Source organism: Streptomyces sp. NBC_00597 (assembly GCF_041431095.1).
Taxonomy (GTDB): domain Bacteria; phylum Actinomycetota; class Actinomycetes; order Streptomycetales; family Streptomycetaceae; genus Streptomyces.
In genome coordinates this window covers 4,456,765-4,474,599 of sequence record NZ_CP107757.1, presented here as the reverse complement: position 1 = coordinate 4,474,599, position 17,835 = coordinate 4,456,765, and the positions used below count along the sequence as shown (strand labels likewise).

Here is a 17,835-nt window from a genome sequence, read left to right as displayed (position 1 = left end):
GGCGTGCTCGCCTTCACCGGCCTCGCAGTGAAGAAGCTGTACCAGGGCCAGCGCTGATCATCCGATCGGCCGCCGACCCGGACCCGGAACCCTCCCACAGATCGCCTGAGCAGCCATTCATGATCCAGATCCCGTCCGACCTGAACCCGGGCCTCGTCCCCCTCGCCTTCCTCCTCGGTACCTGGGAGGGCGCGGGCGTATTCGACTTCCCCGGTGAAGAGAAGTGCAACTTCGGCCAGGAAGTCGTCTTCAGCCACGACGGCCGGGACTTCCTGGAGTACACCTCCCACAGCTGGGTCCTCGACGCCGAGGGCAACAAGGTGCGGCCGCTGGAGTCCGAGTCCGGCTACTGGCGCATCGACAAGGACCGCAAGGTCGAGATCGTCATGGTCCGTGACCAGGGCGTCGTCGAGGTCTGGTACGGCGAGCTCGCCGACCAGAAGCCGCAGATCGACCTGGCCACGGACGCCGTCGCGCGCACCGCGGCCTCCGGCCCGTACAGCGGCGGCAAGCGGCTCTACGGCTACGTCAAGAGCGACCTGATGTGGGTCGGCGAGAAGGCCACGCCGGACGTCGAGCTGCGCCCGTACATGTCGGCCCAGCTCAAGAAGGTCGTCACCCCCGAGGAGGTTGCCGAGATGGCGCGCAACCTCCCCGACATGCCGGACGACGGCATCGCCTTCTTCCGCTGAGTCCTTGAGTCGGGCGGACATCCACAGAGCGTGCAAGAAGGGGACCGCGGGCCGAGCCCGCGGTCCCCTTCGCGCGCTTACACTGGCCGGGTGGGGAGCATCGGAGACACCGAGAGTGCCGACTGGAAGAGCGACCTGCGGCAGCGCGGATACCGGCTGACCCCGCAGCGCCAGCTCGTGCTGGAAGCCGTCGACACGCTGGAACACGCGACACCGGACGAGATCCTCGCCCACGTGCGCAAGACCGCGTCCGGGGTCAACGTCTCCACCGTCTACCGCACGCTGGAGCTCCTGGAGGAGCTGAAGCTGGTCTCGCACGCCCACCTCGGGCACGGGGCCCCCACGTACCACCTCGCCGACCGGCACCACCACATCCACCTGGTCTGCCGCGAGTGCACCGACGTGATCGAGGCGGACGTGGACATCGCCGCCGAGTTCACCGCGAAGCTCCGCGCCACCTTCGGCTTCGAGACCGACATGAAGCACTTCGCGATCTTCGGACTGTGCAAGAAGTGCGCCGCCAAACAGCACGCCGCTCCGGCATAGGAGCGGCCCGGGCAGGGCCGTAGGCTTGGTGGCATGACCAGCAGCCCCTTGCTCCATCTCCCCGGCGCCGTACCGGCCGAAGGCCGCGACGAGGGCGTCGCCGCCCACTACGGAGAGCTGTACGGCGAACAGCGCGCGCTCGCCGACGGCCGCGGTTTCGTCGACCTCTCGCACCGCGGGGTCGTCGCCGTGACCGGACCGGAGCGGCTGAGTTGGCTGCACCTGCTGCTCACCCAGCACCTGACGGAACTCCCGCCCGGGCAGGCCACCGAGGCGTTGATCCTTTCCGCGAACGGCCACATCGAGCACGCGCTCTACCTCGTCGACGACGGCGAGACCGTGTGGGCGCACGTGGAGCCCGGCACCCAGGACGCGCTGATCGCCTACCTGGAGTCGATGAAGTTCTTCTACCGCGTCGAAGTCGCCGACCGGACCGCCGACTTCGCCGTCGTGCACCTGCCGGCCGGCTCCATCGCCGAGGTCGCCGAGGAGTACGCCGTACGGGAGACCGCGCACGGCCGCGACGTCTTCCTGCCCCGCGCCGAGCTGGAGGCCTTCGCCGCCGCCCACGCGCCGGCCGCCGGGCTCCTCGCGTACGAGGCCCTGCGCGTCGAGGCGCACCGGCCGCGGCTCGGCCTGGAGACCGACCACCGGACCATCCCGCACGAGCTGGGCTGGATCGGCACCGCCGTGCACCTCCAGAAGGGCTGCTACCGCGGCCAGGAGACGGTGGCCCGCGTCCACAACCTCGGCAAGCCCCCGCGCCGACTGGTCTTCCTGCACCTCGACGGCTCGGAGGTGCTGCTGCCGGCGCACGGCACCCCGGTCCGGCTCGCCGCGGACGGGGAGGAGGGCCGCCAGCTGGGCTTCGTGACCACCGCGGTCCGCCACCACGAGCTGGGCCCGATCGCGCTCGCCCTGGTCAAGCGGAACGTGCCGGTCGACGCCCCGCTGCTGGCCGGGACGACGGCCGCCGCGCAGGAGGTCGTCGTAGCGCCCTAACGGTCCTACACGTCGATGACGATGGTGAACGGGCCGTGGTTGGTCAGCGAGACCCGCATGTCCGCGCCGAACCGGCCCGTTTCCACCGTCGCGCCCAGCGCGCGCAGCTGCGCGACGACCTCGTCGACCAGCGGCTCGGCGACCTCGCCCGGCGCCGCCGCGTTCCACGTGGGGCGCCGGCCCTTGCGGGCGTCTCCGTAGAGCGTGAACTGGGAGATCACCAGTAGCGGCGCGTTCACGTCGCTACAGGACTTCTCCGCCTCCAGGATCCGCACGGACCACAGCTTTCGAGCCAGTTGCGCCGCCTTCTCCGGGGTGTCGTCGTGGGTCATGCCCACCAGCACGCACAGCCCCTCGCCGACGATCTCGCCCACGGTCTCACCGGCCACGACGACGCTCGCGCCGTCCACCCTCTGCACCACTGCTCGCATACCACCTGTGTACCAGGCGTGCACCCATCAGGGGCCGATCGGGTGGCGTGGGACTGCACCGGCACCACGGAGAGTGGCACGATGCACGCAGGCGGTGCTTCTCACCGGTCCCACGGGCCGGGCGAGACCCCATGCACCGGTCGAGGGGACGGACACGTCACATGAACACTTCTGGTACCTCCGTACCTGCATCACCCGCGGCCACTCCGACAGGCGCGGCCCGACCGCCCGCGCAGCGCACGGGCGAGGAGCAGGCGCTGACCACGCCCGCCACCGCGCTCGGACTGCCGGAACTGCGCACGCTGCGCCGCGACGCGCAGCGCGACGAGGCCGACCTGAGCTACGTACGCAGACTCCTCCAGGGCCGGATCGACATCTTGCGCGCCGAACTGGCCCGGCGCACCGACCCGCAGGCCCCGGTGACCGCGGAGCCTCCGGTCGTCGACAGGCTCTCGGAGATCCTCGCCGACGCGCCCTCGCGCCGCAGCGCCTCCGCCCGGCACGTCACGCTCGGCACCCCGCACAGCGAGGAGTTCCGGCTGCTGGCCGCGGAGATGCTGTCCGACGTGGAGCTGTCGGACCTGGACGCCCGGACCGACGGGGAGCTGCACGACGCGATGGGCCGGTTGGTGCGTTACGAACAGCAGGTCTCGCGGCGCCGGCAGCAGCTCCAGCGCACGGCGGACGGCTGCAGCGCGGAGATCACCCGGCGCTACCGGGAGGGCGAGGCACAGGTGGACGACCTCCTGGTGTAGGGCCGGCGGCCGGCCGGCGCGGGTAATTCGGGCGACTCGCGCCGGGGCGGCGGTTTAGCGTGGCCGGTCATGAGCGCAGACGTCCGGCCGATCGCCGAATCCGAACTCTCCGAGTGGCTCAGGGCCGTATCCACCGGCTTCCTGCGGCCCGACCGCGTCACCGAGTCCGATCTCGCCCAACGGGCCAAGCACACCGACCTGCACCGCGCGCTGGGTGCTTTCGACGACGCCACGGGACGCTGCGTGGCCACCCTGCGCTCCGTCGAGCAGGAGCTGACCGTCCCCGGCGGGGCGACCGTGCCCGCGAGCGCCGTCACCAACGTCGCCGTGCTGCCCACGCACCGCCGCCAGGGCCTGCTGAACCGGATGATGGCCACCGAGCTGGCGGCCGCGAAGGCGCGCGGCGACGTCGTGTCCACGCTGATCGCCGCCGAGTACCCGATCTACGGGCGGTACGGGTTCGGGCCCGCCGCCTCGGTCTGCGAGTGGGAGATCGACGTGAGCCGCACCGGGCTCGACCCGCGCTGGTCCGGGCCCGCGGACGGCGGCCGGATCGAGCTGGTGGACGTCGCCGAGGCGCGGACGATCGGGCCCGGGCTGCACGAGCGGCTGCGGGCGTTCTCGCCCGGCACGGTCAACCGCAGCGCGCGCTGGTGGAGCCTGGCCACCGGCCTGGAGGAGATCTCCACCCGGCCGTACAAGGAGGCGTTCCACGCCGTGTACCGGACGGCGGACGGCGAGCCTGCCGGCCTCGTCGTGTACACGTCCGACGACCACTGGACGGACGGCAAGGTCCCGCTCAACACCGTGCAGGTCAAGGACCTGATCGCGGTCACTCCCGACGCGCAGCGCGCACTGTGGCACTTCCTGTGCTCCATCGACTGGGTCCTGAAGGTCCGCACCGGCTACCGCGCCCCCGACGACCTCGTCGCCCAGCTGCTCCCCGACCCGCGCGCCGCCCGGATCGTGACGGCCTCCGACTTCCTGTGGGTGCGCCTCCTGGACGTCGCACGGGCGCTGGGCGCGCGGACGTACGCCGTGCCCGGAGTCCTCGTACTGGACGTGACGGACCCGGCGGGGCCGGCCGCCGGCCGCTACCGGCTCGACGCGGGCACCGGGAAGTGCACGCCCACCGAGGACCCGGCGGACCTGCGCCTCGACGCCTCCGCGCTGGGCTCCCTCTACCTCGGCGACGAATCGGCGGTGCGCCTCGGCGCGCTCGGCCGGATCGCGGAGGAACGGCCGGGGGCGCTGGCGCTGGCGGACGCGGTGTTCCGCACCGCACGGCGCCCGTGGTGCCCGGACGTCTTCTGACCCCGCAGTCTTGTCCTGTTGGAGTACGAACCGAGGAGCGGACTGAGCCACGTGGCTTCGATTGTGGAAACCCTGCGTGCGGCGGGCTGCGTGTTCGCCGAGGAAGAAGCGCAACTGCTGTCGGCGGCCGCCGAGGACGAGGGGCACCTGGCGGACCTGGTGGCCCGCCGGGCCGGCGGCGAACCCCTGGAACACGTCGTCGGATGGGCGGAGTTCTGCGGACTGCGCGTGCGCGTGGGAGAGGGTGCGTTCGTACCGCGCCGGCGCACCGAGTTCCTGGTGCAGGAGGCGGTGTCCCTGGCCCGGCCCGACGCCGTCGTACTGGACCTGTGCTGCGGGGTCGGCGCGCTGGGCGCGGCGGTGGCGGCGCAGCTCGGCCCCCGAGTGGAACTGCACGCCGCGGACATCGACCCGGCGGCGCTGGCGTACGCACGGCTCAACGTGACCCCGTACGGCGGGCAGGTCCACCAGGGCGACCTGTACGCGGCGCTCCCCGACTCGCTGCGCGGCCGGGTGGACCTCCTGGTGGTCAATGCCCCGTACGTACCGACCCAGGAGATCGGGCTGCTGCCCCCGGAGGCCCGTGAACACGAGCCGCTGACGTCCCTGGACGGTGGCGCGGACGGCCTGGACATCCACCGCCGGGTCGCGGCCGGGGCCCTGCCCTGGCTGGCTCCGGGCGGCCGGCTGCTGATCGAGACGAGCGCCAGGCAGTCCCCGCAGACGGCCTCGGCCCTCTCGGCGGCGGGCCTGGCGGTCCGCGCGGCCACCTCGGAGGAGCTGTGCGCAACGATCGTGATCGGGACCCGCGCGGCCTAGGGAAGGCCTAGGGAAGGCTTAGGGAAGGTCGGCGGACACCAGGGCCCCGGCGAGGGACCGGCCGGTCCGGCGCGCCCACCGCGCCCGCTCCCGGACCTCGCGCAGGCTGCGGGGCCGGTAGCCGGGCCCGCAGCCGCAGCAGGCCTGCTGGAAGCCGATCCCGGCGTCCAGCAGTACGGCGACCACGCGCCACGCGGCGACGTCCCGACGCGGCGGCGCCTCGAAGGAATCACCGGCGTGCACCAGTGCCCTCCGGCACCGCGGACACCGGTGTCCGAGCTCCTGGCCCCGCTCGTCGTACCTGTCCCGCTTGAGCGAGATCCGGCAGGCCGTGCAGACGTGAGCGAACCGATGGGGCATGGAACTGACCCGCCTCCTACTCGTAGATCCGTGCGGCGCCGAGCTGTTCGGCGATCGACCGCCATCCGACCGGCTCCAGTTCGTGCGCGAAGGGCGTCGCCGCGAGCCACGAGGCCCAACCGTCGAACCACGCGTCCGCGGTGCCGTGCGCCCAGCTCCCGCCGTCGCCGGCCCACAGGCCGCGCGCGGCACGGGCGCGCAGCTCCCGCCGGTCGCGGGCGAAGTCCACGGCCAGCGTCGCCACGTACCGGCGCAGCTGCGCCGCGTCCGACACCGCGTCCTCGTCCGTGGCGGGCTCGGCGAGCGCCGCGTCGGGGCGCGGCTCGGCCGTGCGCGCCCGGTACAGCTGGCAGGCCAGCCCGCGCCAGCCGCCGCCGAGCACGGCGGTGCCGTCGAGGTGCCGGTCCAGTACCGTCACCCAGCCCCAGAGGAAGCCGTCGACGCCCCGGTGCGCCCGGCCGTGCTCGTCCTCGGCCGCCAGCAGGAGCAGGTAGGCGACGAGGTCCGGGCGGGACTCGACCCGGTCCCAGGCCTCGATGTTCTCGGGTGCGGACATCCTGCGAGCGTACGGACAACACGGCGGCCCGGCCAACGAGTTCACGGGCCGGCGGGACGGCGGGTCCCGCTCGCGGCTGTCACGGTCTCCCGCCACCGCCGCCACCGCCTTACGCTGGCGGGGTGACGCTTGAGGACCTCGTACGGCTGCGCCGGGCCCGGGACATGATGGACCGCGAGTACGCGCAGCCCCTGGACGTGCCGGCATTGGCGCGCGTCGCCCTCATGTCGCCGGGGCACTTCTCCCGCAGCTTCCGGGCCGCGTTCGGGGAGACCCCGTACAGCTACCTGATGACCCGCCGCGTCGAGCGGGCCAAGGCGCTGCTGCGGCGGGGCGACCTGAGCGTGACCGAGGTCTGCTTCGAGGTCGGCTGCACCTCGCTGGGTTCGTTCAGCTCGCGCTTCACCGAGCTGGTCGGCGAGAGCCCGAGCGCGTACCGGGCCCGCAGTCATGAACCGGGCGCGGCCATTCCGGCGTGCATCGCCAAGATCCTCACCCGGCCGGTCAGGAACGGGCCGGGCGAGAGCGGGCCGGGCGAGAGCGGGCCGGGCGGGAGCGGTCCGAGCGGGAGCGGTCCGAGCGGGGAAGCGGAAACCTCCGGCCGCGCTTAGCGTCGGATGCATGGAAATCAAGCTGTCCCAGTGCTTCATCGCGGTCGACGACCACGACAAGGCGCTCGCCTTCTACCGTGACGCCCTCGGCCTTGAGGTCCGCAACGACGTGGCGTTCGAGGGGATGCGCTGGGTGACCGTCGGCTCGCCCGCGCAGCCGGACGTGGAGATCGTCCTCGAACCGCCGGCCGCGAACCCGAACGCCGCGCCCGCCGACCGGCAGGCGATGGCCGAGCTGCTGGCCAAGGGCATGCTGCGCGGCGTGATCTTCTCCACCGACGACGTCGACGCCGCCTTCGAGCGCATCCGGGCCGCGGGCGGCGAGGTGCTCCAGGAACCGGTGGACCAGCCCTACGGGGTCCGCGACTGCGCCTTCCGCGACCCGGCCGGCAACATGCTGCGCATCAACCAGCCGCGCCCCCGGTGAGGCGCGCCCGGTGGAGCCGCACGTGGGTGATTTTGCAAGCAGGCGCTTGCAATAGTTAGCAGCGTCCGGCAGGATCGGGGCATGGCATCGCTCAACGTCGGAAATCTCGGCGAATACCTCCGCGAACAGCGGCGGCAGGCCCAGCTCTCGCTGCGGCAGCTCGCCGATGCCGCGGGGGTGTCGAATCCGTACCTGAGCCAGATCGAGCGCGGGCTGCGCAAGCCGAGCGCGGACATCCTCCAGCAGCTCGCCAAGGCGCTGCGGATCTCCGCGGAGACGCTGTACGTGCAGGCCGGGATCCTCGACGAGCGGGACCGCGACGAGGTCGAGACGCGGGCCGCCATACTCGGCGACCCGTCCATCAACGAGCGGCAGAAGCAGGTGCTGCTCCAGATCTACGACTCGTTCCGCAAGGAGAACGCGACCGAGGCCGACCCGGCCGGCGCGGACGACGTGATGCACCCTACGAACTGAACTGTGATCCGGGAGGACCAGCCACATGGCCATCGCCGATGACCTGAAGAAGACCCTCACCGACCCGACTCCGCTCTACTTCGCCGCCGGCACCGCCGACCTCGCGGTGCAGCAGGCCAAGAAGGTGCCCGGGCTGATCGAGCAGCTGCGCGCAGAGGCCCCCGCGCGCATCGAGGCCGTGAAGAACACCGACCCGAAGATCGTGCAGGAGAAGGCGCGGGAGGCGCAGGAGGCGGTCACCGCCAAGTTCGCCGAGGTACTGACCGCGATCGACCCGAAGAAGCTCGGGGAGACCGCCCAGGACCTGGCACTGCGCGGCGTCGGCGTGGCCGCCGAGTACGCCGTGCGCGCCAAGGAGACCTACGACAAGGTCGCCGAGCACGGCGAGCAGACCGTGCGCACGTGGCGGGGCGAGGTCTCCGAGGAGATCGTCGACATCGCGGTCGCCGTCGAGCCGGCCGCCCCCGCCGACGCCCCGGCAAAGGCGTCGGCCGAGGGCGAGGCCGCGGGCTCCGACGAGGAGAAGCCGGCCGTCCGCCGGACCGTGGTGCGCAAGAACAACACGAAGAAGGCCGCCACCGTGACGGCCGACGAAAGCTGATTCGGTGTGGGCGGGCCGGGCACCTGAAGGGTGTCCGGCCCGTTGTTGTCTGCGAGAGCCGCTCTCCCGGTAGCGTGGAGACAGGCGGCACATCGGGCGTGCGTAGCGTGAGAAGGCGGTCAAGGCGATGTTGATGAACGGGTTCGACAACGGCGTGCTTCCGCTGCTCGGCTTCGCCATGCTGGCACTGGCCGTCGTGGCCTTCGTCTTCGCACTGCTGGCGCGGGAGGACGCGTACCGGGCCGCCGACAAGCAGAGCAAGACGTTCTGGCTGGTCATCCTCGGCGTGACCGTGGTGGTGGACTTCTTCCTCGGAATGCTCTTCCTGGAGATCGCCGGCCTCGTCGCGACCATCGTGTTCCTCGTCGACGTACGCCCGGCCCTCAAGCAGGTCTCGGGCGGCGGACGGGGCGGCCGCCGCAGCGGCGGCAGCAGCAGCGACGGCCCGTACGGCCCGTACAACGGCGGCCGCTAGCGCAGGCGGGGCGACCCGGACACTGCTTAGCCCTCCGCGCGGGAGAGCAGGACCACCGCCACGTCGTCGGTGAGCTCGCCGCCGTTCAGGCGCCGCGCCTCCGTGACGGAGGCCTCCAGCAGCCCCTCACCGCTCAGGCCGCGGTCGAGGTGCCGGTTGATCATCTCGACCATCCCGTCCTGCCCGAGCCGCTCCTTGCCTTCGCCGATGCGGCCCTCGATCAGGCCGTCGGTGTACAGCATCAGGCTCCAGGTGCCGCCCAGCTCGACCTGGCGGCGCGGCCAGCGGGCCTTGGGCAGCAGCCCGAGCGCCGGTCCGCTGTTTTCGTACGGGAGCAGCTGCGCGCGCCGGCCGGGCCGGGATATCAGCGGGGCCGGATGGCCCGCCAGGCACAGGCCCGCGCGGCGGCCGTCGGGGGAGATGTCCACCGTGCACAGGGTCGCGAAGATCTCCTCGCAGGGGCGCTCCACCTCCAGGACCTCCTGGAGCGTCGACAGCAGGTCGTCGCCGCACAGGCCGGCCAGGGTCAGGGCACGCCAGGCGATGCGGAGCTCGACGCCGAGGGCTGCCTCGTCGGGGCCGTGGCCACAGACGTCGCCGATCATGGCGTGGACGGTGCCGTCGGGCGTGCGGACGGTGTCGTAGAAGTCCCCGCCGAGGAGGGCGCGGCTGCGGCCGGGGCGGTAGCGGGCGGCGAAGCGGAGGTCGGAGCCTTCGAGGAGCGGGTTGGGGAGCAGGCCGCGTTCCAGGCGGGCGTTCTCCTGGGCCCGAAGTTTCGATTCTGCAAGCTTGTACTGGGCGATGTCCGCCCGTTTTCTCTCCACCGCGTAGCGGATCGCCCGGCTGAGGAGGCGGCCGTCGAGCTCGTCGCGGAAGAGGAAGTCCTGGGCGCCGACCCGTACGGCCTCGGCCGCGCGCTCGGCGTCGGCCTCGGCGGTCAGGACGAGGACGGCGTGGCGGGGCGCGATCCGGAGCACCTCGCGGAGGGTGGCCAGCTGGTCGACGACGGCGGTGGCGGTGCCCGTGCCGGCGCCCACGCCCGGGCTTGAGGCGCCCGGAGTCCCCGAGAGGGAGAGGTCCAGCAGGATGCAGTGCACGTCCTGGGTGAGCAGGCGCGCGGCCTCGGTGAGGTTGCGGGCGGTGCGGAGCCGGATGCGGTGCCGGTCTGCGTCGAGGATCTCGGGGACGGTGAGCCCGCCCGCGGGGTCGTCCTCGATCACCAGCAGGGTCAGGGACGCCTGGGGCGCGGTGGCGTGCGCGACTGCAGGCGCATTCGCCTGAGCGCTCTCCGTGGCGGGGGTGTCCCTCTGCCGCGGTACGGGTACGGCCATCGTCTCCGGTTCCTTCCCTCCCCCCGAGGGTGCGTCCGGCCGACCCTAGCGGTCGCCGGCCGGAGAGCGGAATGGCGTTCTGGCCAGGGCCACCGTCATATGCCGTATCGCGGGGGAAAATCCGCCTCACTGAAAGAGCGCTGAATGACGAACGTCACGGCGGGGGGCGTCGTCGTCCCGTCTGACGAGACGTCCCGAAGCCCCCCGGGGTTCCCCCGCCCGGCTCCTCGGCGGAGCCGGTGATCAGGCGTCGGGGCGGACCACGGCCTTGATCGGCATGGAGCCCGCGCCCGTCAGGGTGATGTTGCGGCCCGGGCGGGGGGCGTGGACGATCGCGCCGTCGCCCACGTACATCCCGACGTGGCTCGCGTCGTCGAAGTAGATGATCAGGTCACCCGGCCGCATGTCCTTGATCGCGACCTTCGGCAGCAGTCGCAGCTGCTCCTGCGAGGTGCGCGGGATGTTCTTGCCCGCCGCCCGCCAGGCCTGCGACGTGAGGCCGGAGCAGTCGAAGGAACCCGGGCCCTCGGCGCCCCACTCGTACGGCTTGCCCATCTGCCCGGTGGCGTACTGGACCGCCTTCTTGCCCGACTCCGACGCCGAGCTGTTGATCTCCTTCAGTACGCCCGTCGACAGCCACGCCGTCTGCGACTTGTACTGCGCCTCCTGCTCCAGCTGGATCAGTCGGGCCTTCTCCTCGGCCTGCAGTTTGCTCTCCAGCACCTCGGCCGACTTGATCTTCTCCTCGATCTGCTTCTTCGAGGTCTCCTGCTTGACCCGGTTGGCTTCCAGCTTCTGCCACTGCGCGCTGGCGTCCTTCGCGTACTGCTGCAAGTCGCTCTGCGTGCGGTTCATTTCGGAGAGCAGGTCCGTCGTCGCCTTCTCGCCCTGGCGGATCCGGTCCGCCCCGTCAAGGAACTGGCTCGGGGTGCCGCTCAGGGCCAGCCGCGCGCCGGCCGGCATGCCGCCCGAGCGGTACTGGGCGCGCGCGGCGGCCCCCACGCGGTCCTTCAGCGCCGTGATCCGGTCCTGGCCGGCCACCACCTGCTTCGCGATCTCGACGATCTTGGCGGACTGCGCCTTCACCTCGCCCTCGGCGAGGTTGTACGCGTCCGTCGCCGTTCCCGCCTCGCGGTACAGCCCGTCGATCTCCTTGCGCACCTGCTCAAGGGATTTGGCGCCCGGCTCGGGCGCCGGCGCCGCCTGCGCCACGCCCGTCGCGCCCACGACGCTCGACACCGCCAACAGCGCCGTCGCACACAGCAGCGTGAGAGTGGACGCGCCGCTGCGCCGCCTACGCTCCACGGTCCCCATGGTCCCCCCAAGGTGCCCCGAGTCCGATCCGGTATTAGATCTGACTATTCATCAGTAACTTTGCGCTGCCTTCGGGATGGTGCCACGAGTCGGTGAAATCCAACACCCTCACGGGACCCCTCCCGATCTTGTGCCAGTCCCCCACACCGATCCCCGCCGACTCAACGGGCCGCCCCGCCAACCGGTTCCCCCGCCGCGCCACATTCACCCCGCCGGGCGCAACGCCTCCCAGCGCACCGTCAGTTCCCCCTGCCGCCAGCGCCCCGGTCCGTCCGCGAGCGGCCAATCGCCGGCCAGTGCCCGCGCCGTCCGGATCCAGCGCTGCCGCGCCCCGTACGAGGCGTAGGGGGCCGCCGCCGCCCACGCCCGGTCGAAATCGCGCAGGAACGCGTGCACCGGCTCGCCCTGCACGTTGCGGTGGATGAGCGCCTTCGGTAGCCGCTCCGCCAGATCCGAAGGGCGTTCCAGGGAGCCCAGCCGGGTCGCGAACGTCACCGTGCGCGCCCCCTCGGGTCCCAGCGCGACCCACACGTGGCGCCGCCCGATCTCGTCACAGGTCCCCTCGACGAGCAGCCCGTCCGGAGCCAGCCGCGCGCACAGCCGCTCCCAGACCGCCGCCACCTGCTCCTCGTCGTACTGGCGCAGGACGTTCGCCGCGCGGATCAGCGCCGGCCGCACCCCGCCCTCCAGCGGCACCTCGAACCCGCCGTGCCGGAAGCTGAGCCCCTCCCGCTCGTACGGCTTCGCCCCCGCGACCCGTGCCGGCTCGATCTCGATGCCGACCACCCGCACCCGCGGCGCCGCCTCCCGCAGCCGGGCCAACAGCTCCACCGCGGTCCACGGCGCCGCTCCGTAGCCGAGGTCCACCGCGACCGGGGCCTCCGCGCGGCGCAGCGCCGGCCCGTGGGTGGCCGCGATCCAGCGGTCCATGCGGCGCAGCCGGTTCGGATTCGTCGTCCCGCGCGTCACCGTGCCCACAGGGCGACGCGCGGGCGGGGCGGAGCGGGAGGACATGCGCCGAGAGTAAGCGGAGCGCCCCCGCCGGATGAAAAGCAGACGCCCGGGAAAAAACAACGCGTTCCCCGGAATGCGGGACGCGGCCGTCCGGGTTGCACTCCTTGAAGGGCGCCCCGCGCGCTCCGTACCGCCATGCCCGTCCGCCGTCCGTCCGCTGTCCGAGAGCCGTCCGAGCGAGAGGAAATGCTCCCTTGAGCCAGTACGTGTCCCGTCTCGGCGGCAGCCTCGGCGGGCGCATCGCCGCCGCCCGCAGCACCCGCCACGACCCGCCCCGCCTACGCCTGCCGGCCGTCGGCCACCACCGCAAGCCGCGCCGCGTCGCCATGCTCAGCGTGCACACCTCGCCGCTGCACCAGCCCGGCACCGGCGACGCCGGCGGCATGAACGTGTACATCGTGGAGCTCGCCAAGCGCCTCGCCGCCATCAACATCGAGGTCGAGATCTTCACCCGCGCCACCGAAGGCGGCTTGCCGCCCGTGGTCGAGCTGGCTCCCGGGGTCCTCGTACGGCACGTGGACGCGGGCCCGTACGAAGGCCTCGCCAAGGAGGAGCTCCCGGCCCAGCTGTGCGCCTTCACCCACGGCGTCATGCAGGCCTGGGCCGGCCACCGGCCCGGCTACTACGACCTCGTCCACTCCCACTACTGGCTCTCCGGCCACGTGGGCTGGCTCGCCGCCGAACGCTGGGGCGTCCCCCTCGTACACGCCATGCACACCATGGCCAAGGTCAAGAACGCCGCACTGGCCGAGGGCGACACTCCCGAGCCCGCCGCCCGCGTCATCGGTGAGACCCAGATCGTGGCCGCCGCCGACCGGCTCATCGCGAACACCACCGAAGAAGCCGACGAGCTCGTACGGCACTACGAGGCCGACCCCGGCAAGGTGGCCGTCGTCCACCCCGGCGTGAACCTCGACCGCTTCACCGTCGCCGACGGCCGGGCCGCCGCCCGCGCCCGCCTCGGCCTGCCGCAGGACGCCGTCATCCCGCTCTTCGCCGGCCGGATCCAGCCGCTGAAGGCCCCCGACATCCTGCTGCGCGCGGTCGCCGAGCTCGTCGACCGCGACCCCTCGCTGCGCCGGCGCCTGTTCGTCCCCGTCGTCGGCGGGCCCAGCGGCAGCGGCCTCGCCAAGCCGGAGGGACTCCACAAGCTCGCGGCCAAGCTCGGCATCGCCGACCTCGTCCACTTCCACCCGCCGGTCCGCCAGGACGCCCTCGCCGACTGGTTCCGGGCGGCGTCCGTGCTGGTCATGCCCTCGTACAACGAGTCCTTCGGGCTCGTCGCCATCGAGGCCCAGGCCACCGGCACGCCGGTGCTCGCCGCCGAGGTCGGCGGACTGCCCGTCGCCGTCAACGACGGTGTGACGGGGATCCTCGTACCCGGGCACGACCCGGTGGACTACGCGCGGGAGCTGCGGCGCTTCGTGGACGACCCGGGGCTCGCGGACCGGATGGGCGACCAGGCCGCGCGGCACGCGCAGTTCTTCGGCTGGGACACCGCGGCCAGCGGCACGGCGGACGTGTACACCGCGGCGATGCATGATCACCGCCGTCGCGTACGCTCCCACCATGGCTGACACCGCCGCGATCATCGAGTCCACGCTGGCCGGCGCCGAGCTGAGCTGGGAGAGCCCCGAGCCGGGCTCCTACGTCGTCCAGCTCCCCGGCACCCGCAAGCTGAGCACCACCTGTTCGCTGCGGATCGGCCGGCACTCGCTGTCGGTCAACGCCTTCGTGATCCGCCACCCCGACGAGAACGAGGCGGGCGTCCACCGCTGGCTGTTGGAGCGCAACCTCAAGCTGTACGGGATGGCCTACGCGGTCGACCGCCTCGGCGACGTCTACCTCACGGCCCGGCTCCCGCTGTCGGTGGTGAACCCGGAGGAACTGGACCGGCTGCTCGGTACGGTCCTGGAGGCGGCGGACGGAGCCTTCAACACCCTGCTGGAGCTGGGCTTCGCCAGCGCGATCCGCCGCGAGTACGAATGGCGCGTCTCGCGCGGCGAGCCGACCCGCAACCTGGACGCCTTCAAGCACCTGACGCAGCCGTCCTGAAACACCGCGCGCGCCGTGCGGAGCCGCGCCGCCCGCGAGGGCGAGGGCTCCGTACGGCGCGCGCGGTGGACGCCCCTAGAGCTCGACGGCGGCGACGACGGGGGTCGGGGCCTGGGCCGGGGCCGGAACGGCAACCACCGGAGCCGGGACCGGAGCCGGGACCGGAGCCGATGCAGGGGTGACCGCCGGCGGCACCGGCTCGCCCTGCGACAGGTTCCGCATCAGCAGCCAGTAGCCCAGCGCCGCCACCGTGCCCAGCAGCGCCACGGACGCCCACAGCCAGCCCGCCCCCCACCGGTCGATCATGAACCCGGCCATCAGCGGAGCCACCAGCGAGGCCACCGCCCACGACATCGTGTACATGCCCTGGTAGCGGCCGCGCCCGTGCAGCGGCGAGAGCCGGGCGACCAGCCCCATCTGCGTCGGCGAATTGATGATCTCGGCCAGCGTCCACACGCACACCGTCAGCCCGAGGCTCCACACCGATCCGGCGAAGGCCGTCAGTCCGAACCCGTACCCGGCCAGCAGCGCCGAGACCACCAGCAGCTTCTGCGGGTCGCCCTGCTCCAGGAACCGGGTGACCGGGATCTGCAGCAGCACGATCAGCACCCCGTTGACGGCGATGACCAGGCCGTAGTCCCCGGCGGAGAAGCCATCCGAGCCCATCGCCAACGGCAGCCCGAACGACCCCTGCGTGAAGATCAGCGAAATCAGGAACGACAGCCCGACCACGCCCATGAAGCGCCCGTCCCGCAGCACCGTGCCGAGCCCGATCTCCGGTTCGGCGGCGGCCTCCTGCGCGGCGGTCCGCTCCGGCCGCGTCTCCGGCAGCTTCACGTACACGAGCACCGCGCAGACCAGCGTCAGCGCCGCCTCGCCGAGGAACCCGGCGAGGTAGCTGTACTCGGCGACGAAGCCCGCCGCCGTCGCCGAAACGGCGAAGCCGAGGTTGATCGCCCAGTAGTTCAGCGCGAACGCCCGGACCCGGTCCTGCGGCCGCACGAGGTCGGCCATCATCGCCTGCACCGCCGGGCGAGAGGCGTTCGAGGTCATGCCGACCAGCAGCGCCACCGCCGCGATGGCCGCCGGATGCTGCATGAAGCCGAGCAGCGCCACCGAGAACGCCGTCGAGGCCTGGGCCGCCATCAGCGTCGGGCGCCGGCCCAGCCGGTCGGTCATCACCCCGGCGACCAGCGAGGAGATCACCCCGCCGAGCCCGTGCAGGGCCACCACGAGTCCCGCGAAGGAGGCCGAATAGCCCCGGTCCACGGTCAGGTACAGGGTCATGAACGTGGCGACGAAGGCTCCGAGCCTGTTCACGAGGGTGCTGGTCCACAGCCACCAGAACTCCCGGGGGAGGCCGGCCACGCTCTCGCGCGCCGCCCGTCTGAGACTGGCAACGGACATACGGAATCCCCCCGGCAATGTAAGTGGCTCTTATGCTCAACGCACCCTACGAGTGGGGGGTCTGCGAAGGCCACCGGATTGACGCGTACCGTCAATCCACGGCCGTGGACACCGCGCGCAAGCGCCTCCGCGCGTCCACTAGGCTCGTACGCATGGCCGACGCACCGTACAAGCTGATCCTCCTCCGCCACGGCGAGAGCGAATGGAACGCGAAGAACCTGTTCACCGGCTGGGTGGACGTCAATCTCAACGAGAAGGGCGAGAAGGAGGCGGTCCGCGGCGGTGAGCTGCTCAAGGACGCCGGCCTGCTCCCCGACGTCGTGCACACCTCCCTCCAGAAGCGCGCCATCCGCACCGCGCAGCTGGCGCTGGAGTCCGCCGACCGCCACTGGATCCCGGTCCACCGCTCCTGGCGCCTGAACGAGCGCCACTACGGTGCGCTCCAGGGCAAGGACAAGGCGCAGACCCTCGCCGAGTTCGGCGAGGAGCAGTTCATGCTGTGGCGCCGCTCGTACGACACCCCGCCGCCGGCCCTTGAGGACGGTACGGAGTTCTCCCAGTCCGAGGACCCGCGCTACTCCTCCATCCCGCCGGAGCTGCGCCCCAAGACGGAGTGCCTGAAGGACGTCGTCGTCCGCATGCTCCCGTACTGGTACGACGGCATCGTCCCGGACCTGCTGGCCGGCCGCACGGTCCTGGTCGCCGCGCACGGCAACTCCCTGCGCGCCCTGGTCAAGCACCTGGACGGCGTCTCCGACGCCGACATCGCGGGCCTGAACATCCCGACCGGCATCCCGCTCGCCTACGAGCTCGACGCCGAGTTCAAGCCCCTCAACCCGGGCGGCACCTACCTCGACCCGGCCGCCGCGGCGGCCGCCATCGAGGCCGTCAAGAACCAGGGCAAGAAGAAGTAAGTTTCGTGATCATGCCTCCCACCTGCGCATACGGCGCGGGCGGGAGGCATTTTCAGACCCTGGGGCAACTCTGGGCCCTCAGCGCGGCGGGTCTTGCGGGCGGAGCGCCTCGCCGAGAGCCTTCCGGGCCCGGTCCCGGCTGCTGGGCATCAGGTGCGCGTACACCTTCAGAGTCAGCCCGGGGTCGGAGTGCCCGAGGTGCTCGGCTTCAGCTCCTCGCAGCCTGCTGCTGCGGCTGCCAGTCGGGCGCGCCGTGCCAGTGCGGCGGCTGACCGGAGCCCGTGCGCGGACAGGGCCCTGTCCGGAGACTCCAGGCAGGGCCCTTGCGCTGACTCGGCGGCGTGACGGCCGCCTTGGCCGGGTAACGGCCCTCTCGCGTGGAAGGGGGTCAGGGGGCGGCCGGCGCGGCGGGCTTGGCCGCCGGCGCGGCGGGCACGGCCGGGGCGACGGCCGTTGCGGCGGGCTTGGCCAGGAGGGACTCCGCCGTGTCCTGGAGCGCAGCCACGTTGCCGTTGGACAGGACGATGTTGGGGTTCAGGACGCGCTCGATCGGCACGTGCACGACCTCCGAGATGTCGGAGACGTTGAGGTTGTCGAGGAGCGAGAGCAGCGGGTTGTCGACGGCCTGGGCGGGCGCACCGCCGAGGAGCAGGACGGTGCCGGCGAGAGCGCCGACGAGCGAGGTTCGATTCAGCTTCATGCGCGGGGAACGCCCCGCCCGTTCCCCCGGTTACCGC

General features: G+C 72.2%; 22 protein-coding genes and 1 pseudogene. 14 read left to right on the top strand and 9 right to left on the bottom strand.

What is annotated here, in order from left to right:
* The first annotated feature begins 119 nt into the window (after nt 1–119).
* The 3 genes from OG974_RS20055 to OG974_RS20045 all read left to right on the top strand — a co-directional run bounded on the left by OG974_RS20055 (nt 120) and on the right by OG974_RS20045 (nt 2,240).
* Nucleotides 120–692: an FABP family protein gene (locus tag OG974_RS20055; RefSeq protein WP_030718398.1), complete on the top strand. Its 573-nt coding sequence runs from the start codon at nt 120–122 to the stop codon at nt 690–692.
* Nucleotides 693–782: 90 nt separating this feature from the next.
* The gene (locus OG974_RS20050; RefSeq protein ID WP_327284072.1) at nt 783–1,238 is read left to right on the top strand and encodes a transcriptional repressor; all 456 of its coding nucleotides are present in this window, start codon (nt 783–785) and stop codon (nt 1,236–1,238) included.
* Between the two features lie 33 nt (nt 1,239–1,271).
* Nucleotides 1,272–2,240: a folate-binding protein gene (locus OG974_RS20045; protein ID WP_327284071.1), complete on the top strand. Its 969-nt coding sequence runs from the start codon at nt 1,272–1,274 to the stop codon at nt 2,238–2,240.
* Nucleotides 2,241–2,245: 5 nt separating this feature from the next.
* Here the strand turns inward: OG974_RS20045 and dtd are convergent, their stop codons facing one another.
* Entirely contained in the window at nt 2,246–2,671 is a 426-nt protein-coding gene (gene dtd, locus OG974_RS20040) for a D-aminoacyl-tRNA deacylase (protein WP_327284070.1), read from the bottom strand.
* A 161-nt stretch (nt 2,672–2,832) separates the two neighbouring features.
* Here dtd and OG974_RS20035 point away from each other — a divergent pair, with 161 nt between their 5' ends.
* The 3 genes from OG974_RS20035 (at nt 2,833) to OG974_RS20025 (ending at nt 5,559) form a co-directional block, all read left to right on the top strand.
* Nucleotides 2,833–3,426, top strand: coding sequence for an AmfC protein (locus OG974_RS20035; protein ID WP_327284069.1), 594 nt, complete (start codon nt 2,833–2,835; stop codon nt 3,424–3,426).
* A 69-nt stretch (nt 3,427–3,495) separates the two neighbouring features.
* Nucleotides 3,496–4,740 carry a GNAT family N-acetyltransferase gene (locus tag OG974_RS20030; RefSeq protein ID WP_327284068.1) on the top strand — a complete coding sequence of 415 codons (1,245 nt, stop codon included), beginning with the start codon at nt 3,496–3,498 and terminating at the stop codon, nt 4,738–4,740.
* Between the two features lie 42 nt (nt 4,741–4,782).
* Nucleotides 4,783–5,559 carry a putative protein N(5)-glutamine methyltransferase gene (locus OG974_RS20025; RefSeq protein ID WP_329316394.1) on the top strand — a complete coding sequence of 259 codons (777 nt, stop codon included), beginning with the start codon at nt 4,783–4,785 and terminating at the stop codon, nt 5,557–5,559.
* A gap of 18 nt (nt 5,560–5,577) precedes the next feature.
* Here OG974_RS20025 and OG974_RS20020 read toward each other — a convergent pair whose 3' ends face one another.
* Nucleotides 5,578–5,919 (bottom strand): deoxyxylulose-5-phosphate synthase, encoded by a 342-nt coding sequence (locus OG974_RS20020; RefSeq protein WP_329313871.1) that lies wholly within the window; start codon nt 5,917–5,919, stop codon nt 5,578–5,580.
* A gap of 16 nt (nt 5,920–5,935) precedes the next feature.
* Nucleotides 5,936–6,475: a hypothetical protein gene (locus OG974_RS20015; RefSeq protein ID WP_327284066.1), complete on the bottom strand. Its 540-nt coding sequence runs from the start codon at nt 6,473–6,475 to the stop codon at nt 5,936–5,938.
* A gap of 167 nt (nt 6,476–6,642) precedes the next feature.
* On the opposite strand from OG974_RS20015, the gene OG974_RS20010 reads away from it, so the two are divergent.
* The 5 genes from OG974_RS20010 to OG974_RS19990 all read left to right on the top strand — a co-directional run bounded on the left by OG974_RS20010 (nt 6,643) and on the right by OG974_RS19990 (nt 9,063).
* A complete protein-coding gene (locus OG974_RS20010) occupies nt 6,643–7,086 on the top strand; it encodes a helix-turn-helix transcriptional regulator (protein ID WP_371646867.1) in 444 nt (147 codons plus the stop codon).
* Nucleotides 7,087–7,096: 10 nt separating this feature from the next.
* Nucleotides 7,097–7,513: a VOC family protein gene (locus OG974_RS20005; protein WP_327284064.1), complete on the top strand. Its 417-nt coding sequence runs from the start codon at nt 7,097–7,099 to the stop codon at nt 7,511–7,513.
* Nucleotides 7,514–7,594: 81 nt separating this feature from the next.
* Nucleotides 7,595–7,987 carry a helix-turn-helix transcriptional regulator gene (locus OG974_RS20000; protein WP_327284063.1) on the top strand — a complete coding sequence of 131 codons (393 nt, stop codon included), beginning with the start codon at nt 7,595–7,597 and terminating at the stop codon, nt 7,985–7,987.
* A gap of 25 nt (nt 7,988–8,012) precedes the next feature.
* Nucleotides 8,013–8,588, top strand: coding sequence for a hypothetical protein (locus OG974_RS19995; RefSeq protein ID WP_327284062.1), 576 nt, complete (start codon nt 8,013–8,015; stop codon nt 8,586–8,588).
* 127 nt (nt 8,589–8,715) lie between these two features.
* The gene (locus OG974_RS19990; protein ID WP_327284061.1) at nt 8,716–9,063 is read left to right on the top strand and encodes a DUF2516 family protein; all 348 of its coding nucleotides are present in this window, start codon (nt 8,716–8,718) and stop codon (nt 9,061–9,063) included.
* A 26-nt stretch (nt 9,064–9,089) separates the two neighbouring features.
* Here OG974_RS19990 and OG974_RS19985 read toward each other — a convergent pair whose 3' ends face one another.
* The 3 genes from OG974_RS19985 to OG974_RS19975 all read right to left on the bottom strand — a co-directional run bounded on the left by OG974_RS19985 (nt 9,090) and on the right by OG974_RS19975 (nt 12,722).
* Nucleotides 9,090–10,394 carry a fused response regulator/phosphatase gene (locus OG974_RS19985; RefSeq protein ID WP_327284060.1) on the bottom strand — a complete coding sequence of 435 codons (1,305 nt, stop codon included), beginning with the start codon at nt 10,392–10,394 and terminating at the stop codon, nt 9,090–9,092.
* A gap of 243 nt (nt 10,395–10,637) precedes the next feature.
* Nucleotides 10,638–11,708 carry an NlpC/P60 family protein gene (locus OG974_RS19980; RefSeq protein WP_327284059.1) on the bottom strand — a complete coding sequence of 357 codons (1,071 nt, stop codon included), beginning with the start codon at nt 11,706–11,708 and terminating at the stop codon, nt 10,638–10,640.
* Nucleotides 11,709–11,912: 204 nt separating this feature from the next.
* Entirely contained in the window at nt 11,913–12,722 is an 810-nt protein-coding gene (locus OG974_RS19975) for a class I SAM-dependent methyltransferase (RefSeq protein WP_371643943.1), read from the bottom strand.
* 194 nt (nt 12,723–12,916) lie between these two features.
* Between OG974_RS19975 and mshA the strand changes: the two genes are divergently transcribed.
* Together mshA and OG974_RS19965 are read left to right on the top strand one after the other, a co-directional pair.
* Nucleotides 12,917–14,299, top strand: a complete 1,383-nt coding sequence (mshA, locus tag OG974_RS19970) for a D-inositol-3-phosphate glycosyltransferase (RefSeq protein ID WP_371643941.1) — start codon at nt 12,917–12,919, stop codon at nt 14,297–14,299.
* Nucleotides 14,292–14,777 (top strand): YbjN domain-containing protein, encoded by a 486-nt coding sequence (locus tag OG974_RS19965; RefSeq protein WP_327284057.1) that lies wholly within the window; start codon nt 14,292–14,294, stop codon nt 14,775–14,777. Before mshA ends, OG974_RS19965 begins: the two co-directional genes overlap by 8 nt.
* Nucleotides 14,778–14,852: 75 nt before the next feature.
* Here the strand turns inward: OG974_RS19965 and OG974_RS19960 are convergent, their stop codons facing one another.
* Nucleotides 14,853–16,184: an MFS transporter gene (locus OG974_RS19960; RefSeq protein WP_327284056.1), complete on the bottom strand. Its 1,332-nt coding sequence runs from the start codon at nt 16,182–16,184 to the stop codon at nt 14,853–14,855.
* Nucleotides 16,185–16,336: 152 nt separating this feature from the next.
* Here OG974_RS19960 and OG974_RS19955 point away from each other — a divergent pair, with 152 nt between their 5' ends.
* On the top strand, nt 16,337–17,098 hold the full coding sequence (locus OG974_RS19955; RefSeq protein ID WP_327284055.1) for a phosphoglyceromutase: 762 nt from the start codon (nt 16,337–16,339) through the stop codon (nt 17,096–17,098).
* A 78-nt stretch (nt 17,099–17,176) separates the two neighbouring features.
* Here the strand turns inward: OG974_RS19955 and OG974_RS19950 are convergent.
* A pseudogene (locus OG974_RS19950) lies at nt 17,177–17,311 on the bottom strand (site-specific integrase); the annotation flags it as partial.
* A 175-nt stretch (nt 17,312–17,486) separates the two neighbouring features.
* A complete protein-coding gene (locus OG974_RS19945; RefSeq protein ID WP_327284054.1) occupies nt 17,487–17,798 on the bottom strand; it encodes a hypothetical protein in 312 nt (103 codons plus the stop codon).
* Nucleotides 17,799–17,835: the final 37 nt, after the last annotated feature.

Coding starts and splice junctions, on each gene's coding strand:
- OG974_RS20020 (WP_329313871.1), bottom strand. CDS start 5,919: ATGCCCCATCGGTTCGCTCACGTCTGCACGGCCTGCCGGATCTCGCTC.
- OG974_RS19975 (WP_371643943.1), bottom strand. CDS start 12,722: ATGTCCTCCCGCTCCGCCCCGCCCGCGCGTCGCCCTGTGGGCACGGTG.
- OG974_RS19965 (WP_327284057.1), top strand. CDS start 14,292: ATGGCTGACACCGCCGCGATCATCGAGTCCACGCTGGCCGGCGCCGAG.
- OG974_RS20015 (WP_327284066.1), bottom strand. CDS start 6,475: ATGTCCGCACCCGAGAACATCGAGGCCTGGGACCGGGTCGAGTCCCGC.
- OG974_RS19980 (WP_327284059.1), bottom strand. CDS start 11,708: ATGGGGACCGTGGAGCGTAGGCGGCGCAGCGGCGCGTCCACTCTCACG.
- OG974_RS19955 (WP_327284055.1), top strand. CDS start 16,337: ATGGCCGACGCACCGTACAAGCTGATCCTCCTCCGCCACGGCGAGAGC.
- OG974_RS20000 (WP_327284063.1), top strand. CDS start 7,595: ATGGCATCGCTCAACGTCGGAAATCTCGGCGAATACCTCCGCGAACAG.
- OG974_RS19985 (WP_327284060.1), bottom strand. CDS start 10,394: ATGGCCGTACCCGTACCGCGGCAGAGGGACACCCCCGCCACGGAGAGC.
- OG974_RS20030 (WP_327284068.1), top strand. CDS start 3,496: ATGAGCGCAGACGTCCGGCCGATCGCCGAATCCGAACTCTCCGAGTGG.
- OG974_RS20005 (WP_327284064.1), top strand. CDS start 7,097: ATGGAAATCAAGCTGTCCCAGTGCTTCATCGCGGTCGACGACCACGAC.
- OG974_RS19990 (WP_327284061.1), top strand. CDS start 8,716: ATGTTGATGAACGGGTTCGACAACGGCGTGCTTCCGCTGCTCGGCTTC.
- dtd (WP_327284070.1), bottom strand. CDS start 2,671: ATGCGAGCAGTGGTGCAGAGGGTGGACGGCGCGAGCGTCGTCGTGGCC.
- OG974_RS19960 (WP_327284056.1), bottom strand. CDS start 16,184: ATGTCCGTTGCCAGTCTCAGACGGGCGGCGCGCGAGAGCGTGGCCGGC.
- OG974_RS20055 (WP_030718398.1), top strand. CDS start 120: ATGATCCAGATCCCGTCCGACCTGAACCCGGGCCTCGTCCCCCTCGCC.
- OG974_RS20035 (WP_327284069.1), top strand. CDS start 2,833: ATGAACACTTCTGGTACCTCCGTACCTGCATCACCCGCGGCCACTCCG.
- OG974_RS20045 (WP_327284071.1), top strand. CDS start 1,272: ATGACCAGCAGCCCCTTGCTCCATCTCCCCGGCGCCGTACCGGCCGAA.
- OG974_RS19945 (WP_327284054.1), bottom strand. CDS start 17,798: ATGAAGCTGAATCGAACCTCGCTCGTCGGCGCTCTCGCCGGCACCGTC.
- OG974_RS19995 (WP_327284062.1), top strand. CDS start 8,013: ATGGCCATCGCCGATGACCTGAAGAAGACCCTCACCGACCCGACTCCG.
- OG974_RS20010 (WP_371646867.1), top strand. CDS start 6,643: ATGGACCGCGAGTACGCGCAGCCCCTGGACGTGCCGGCATTGGCGCGC.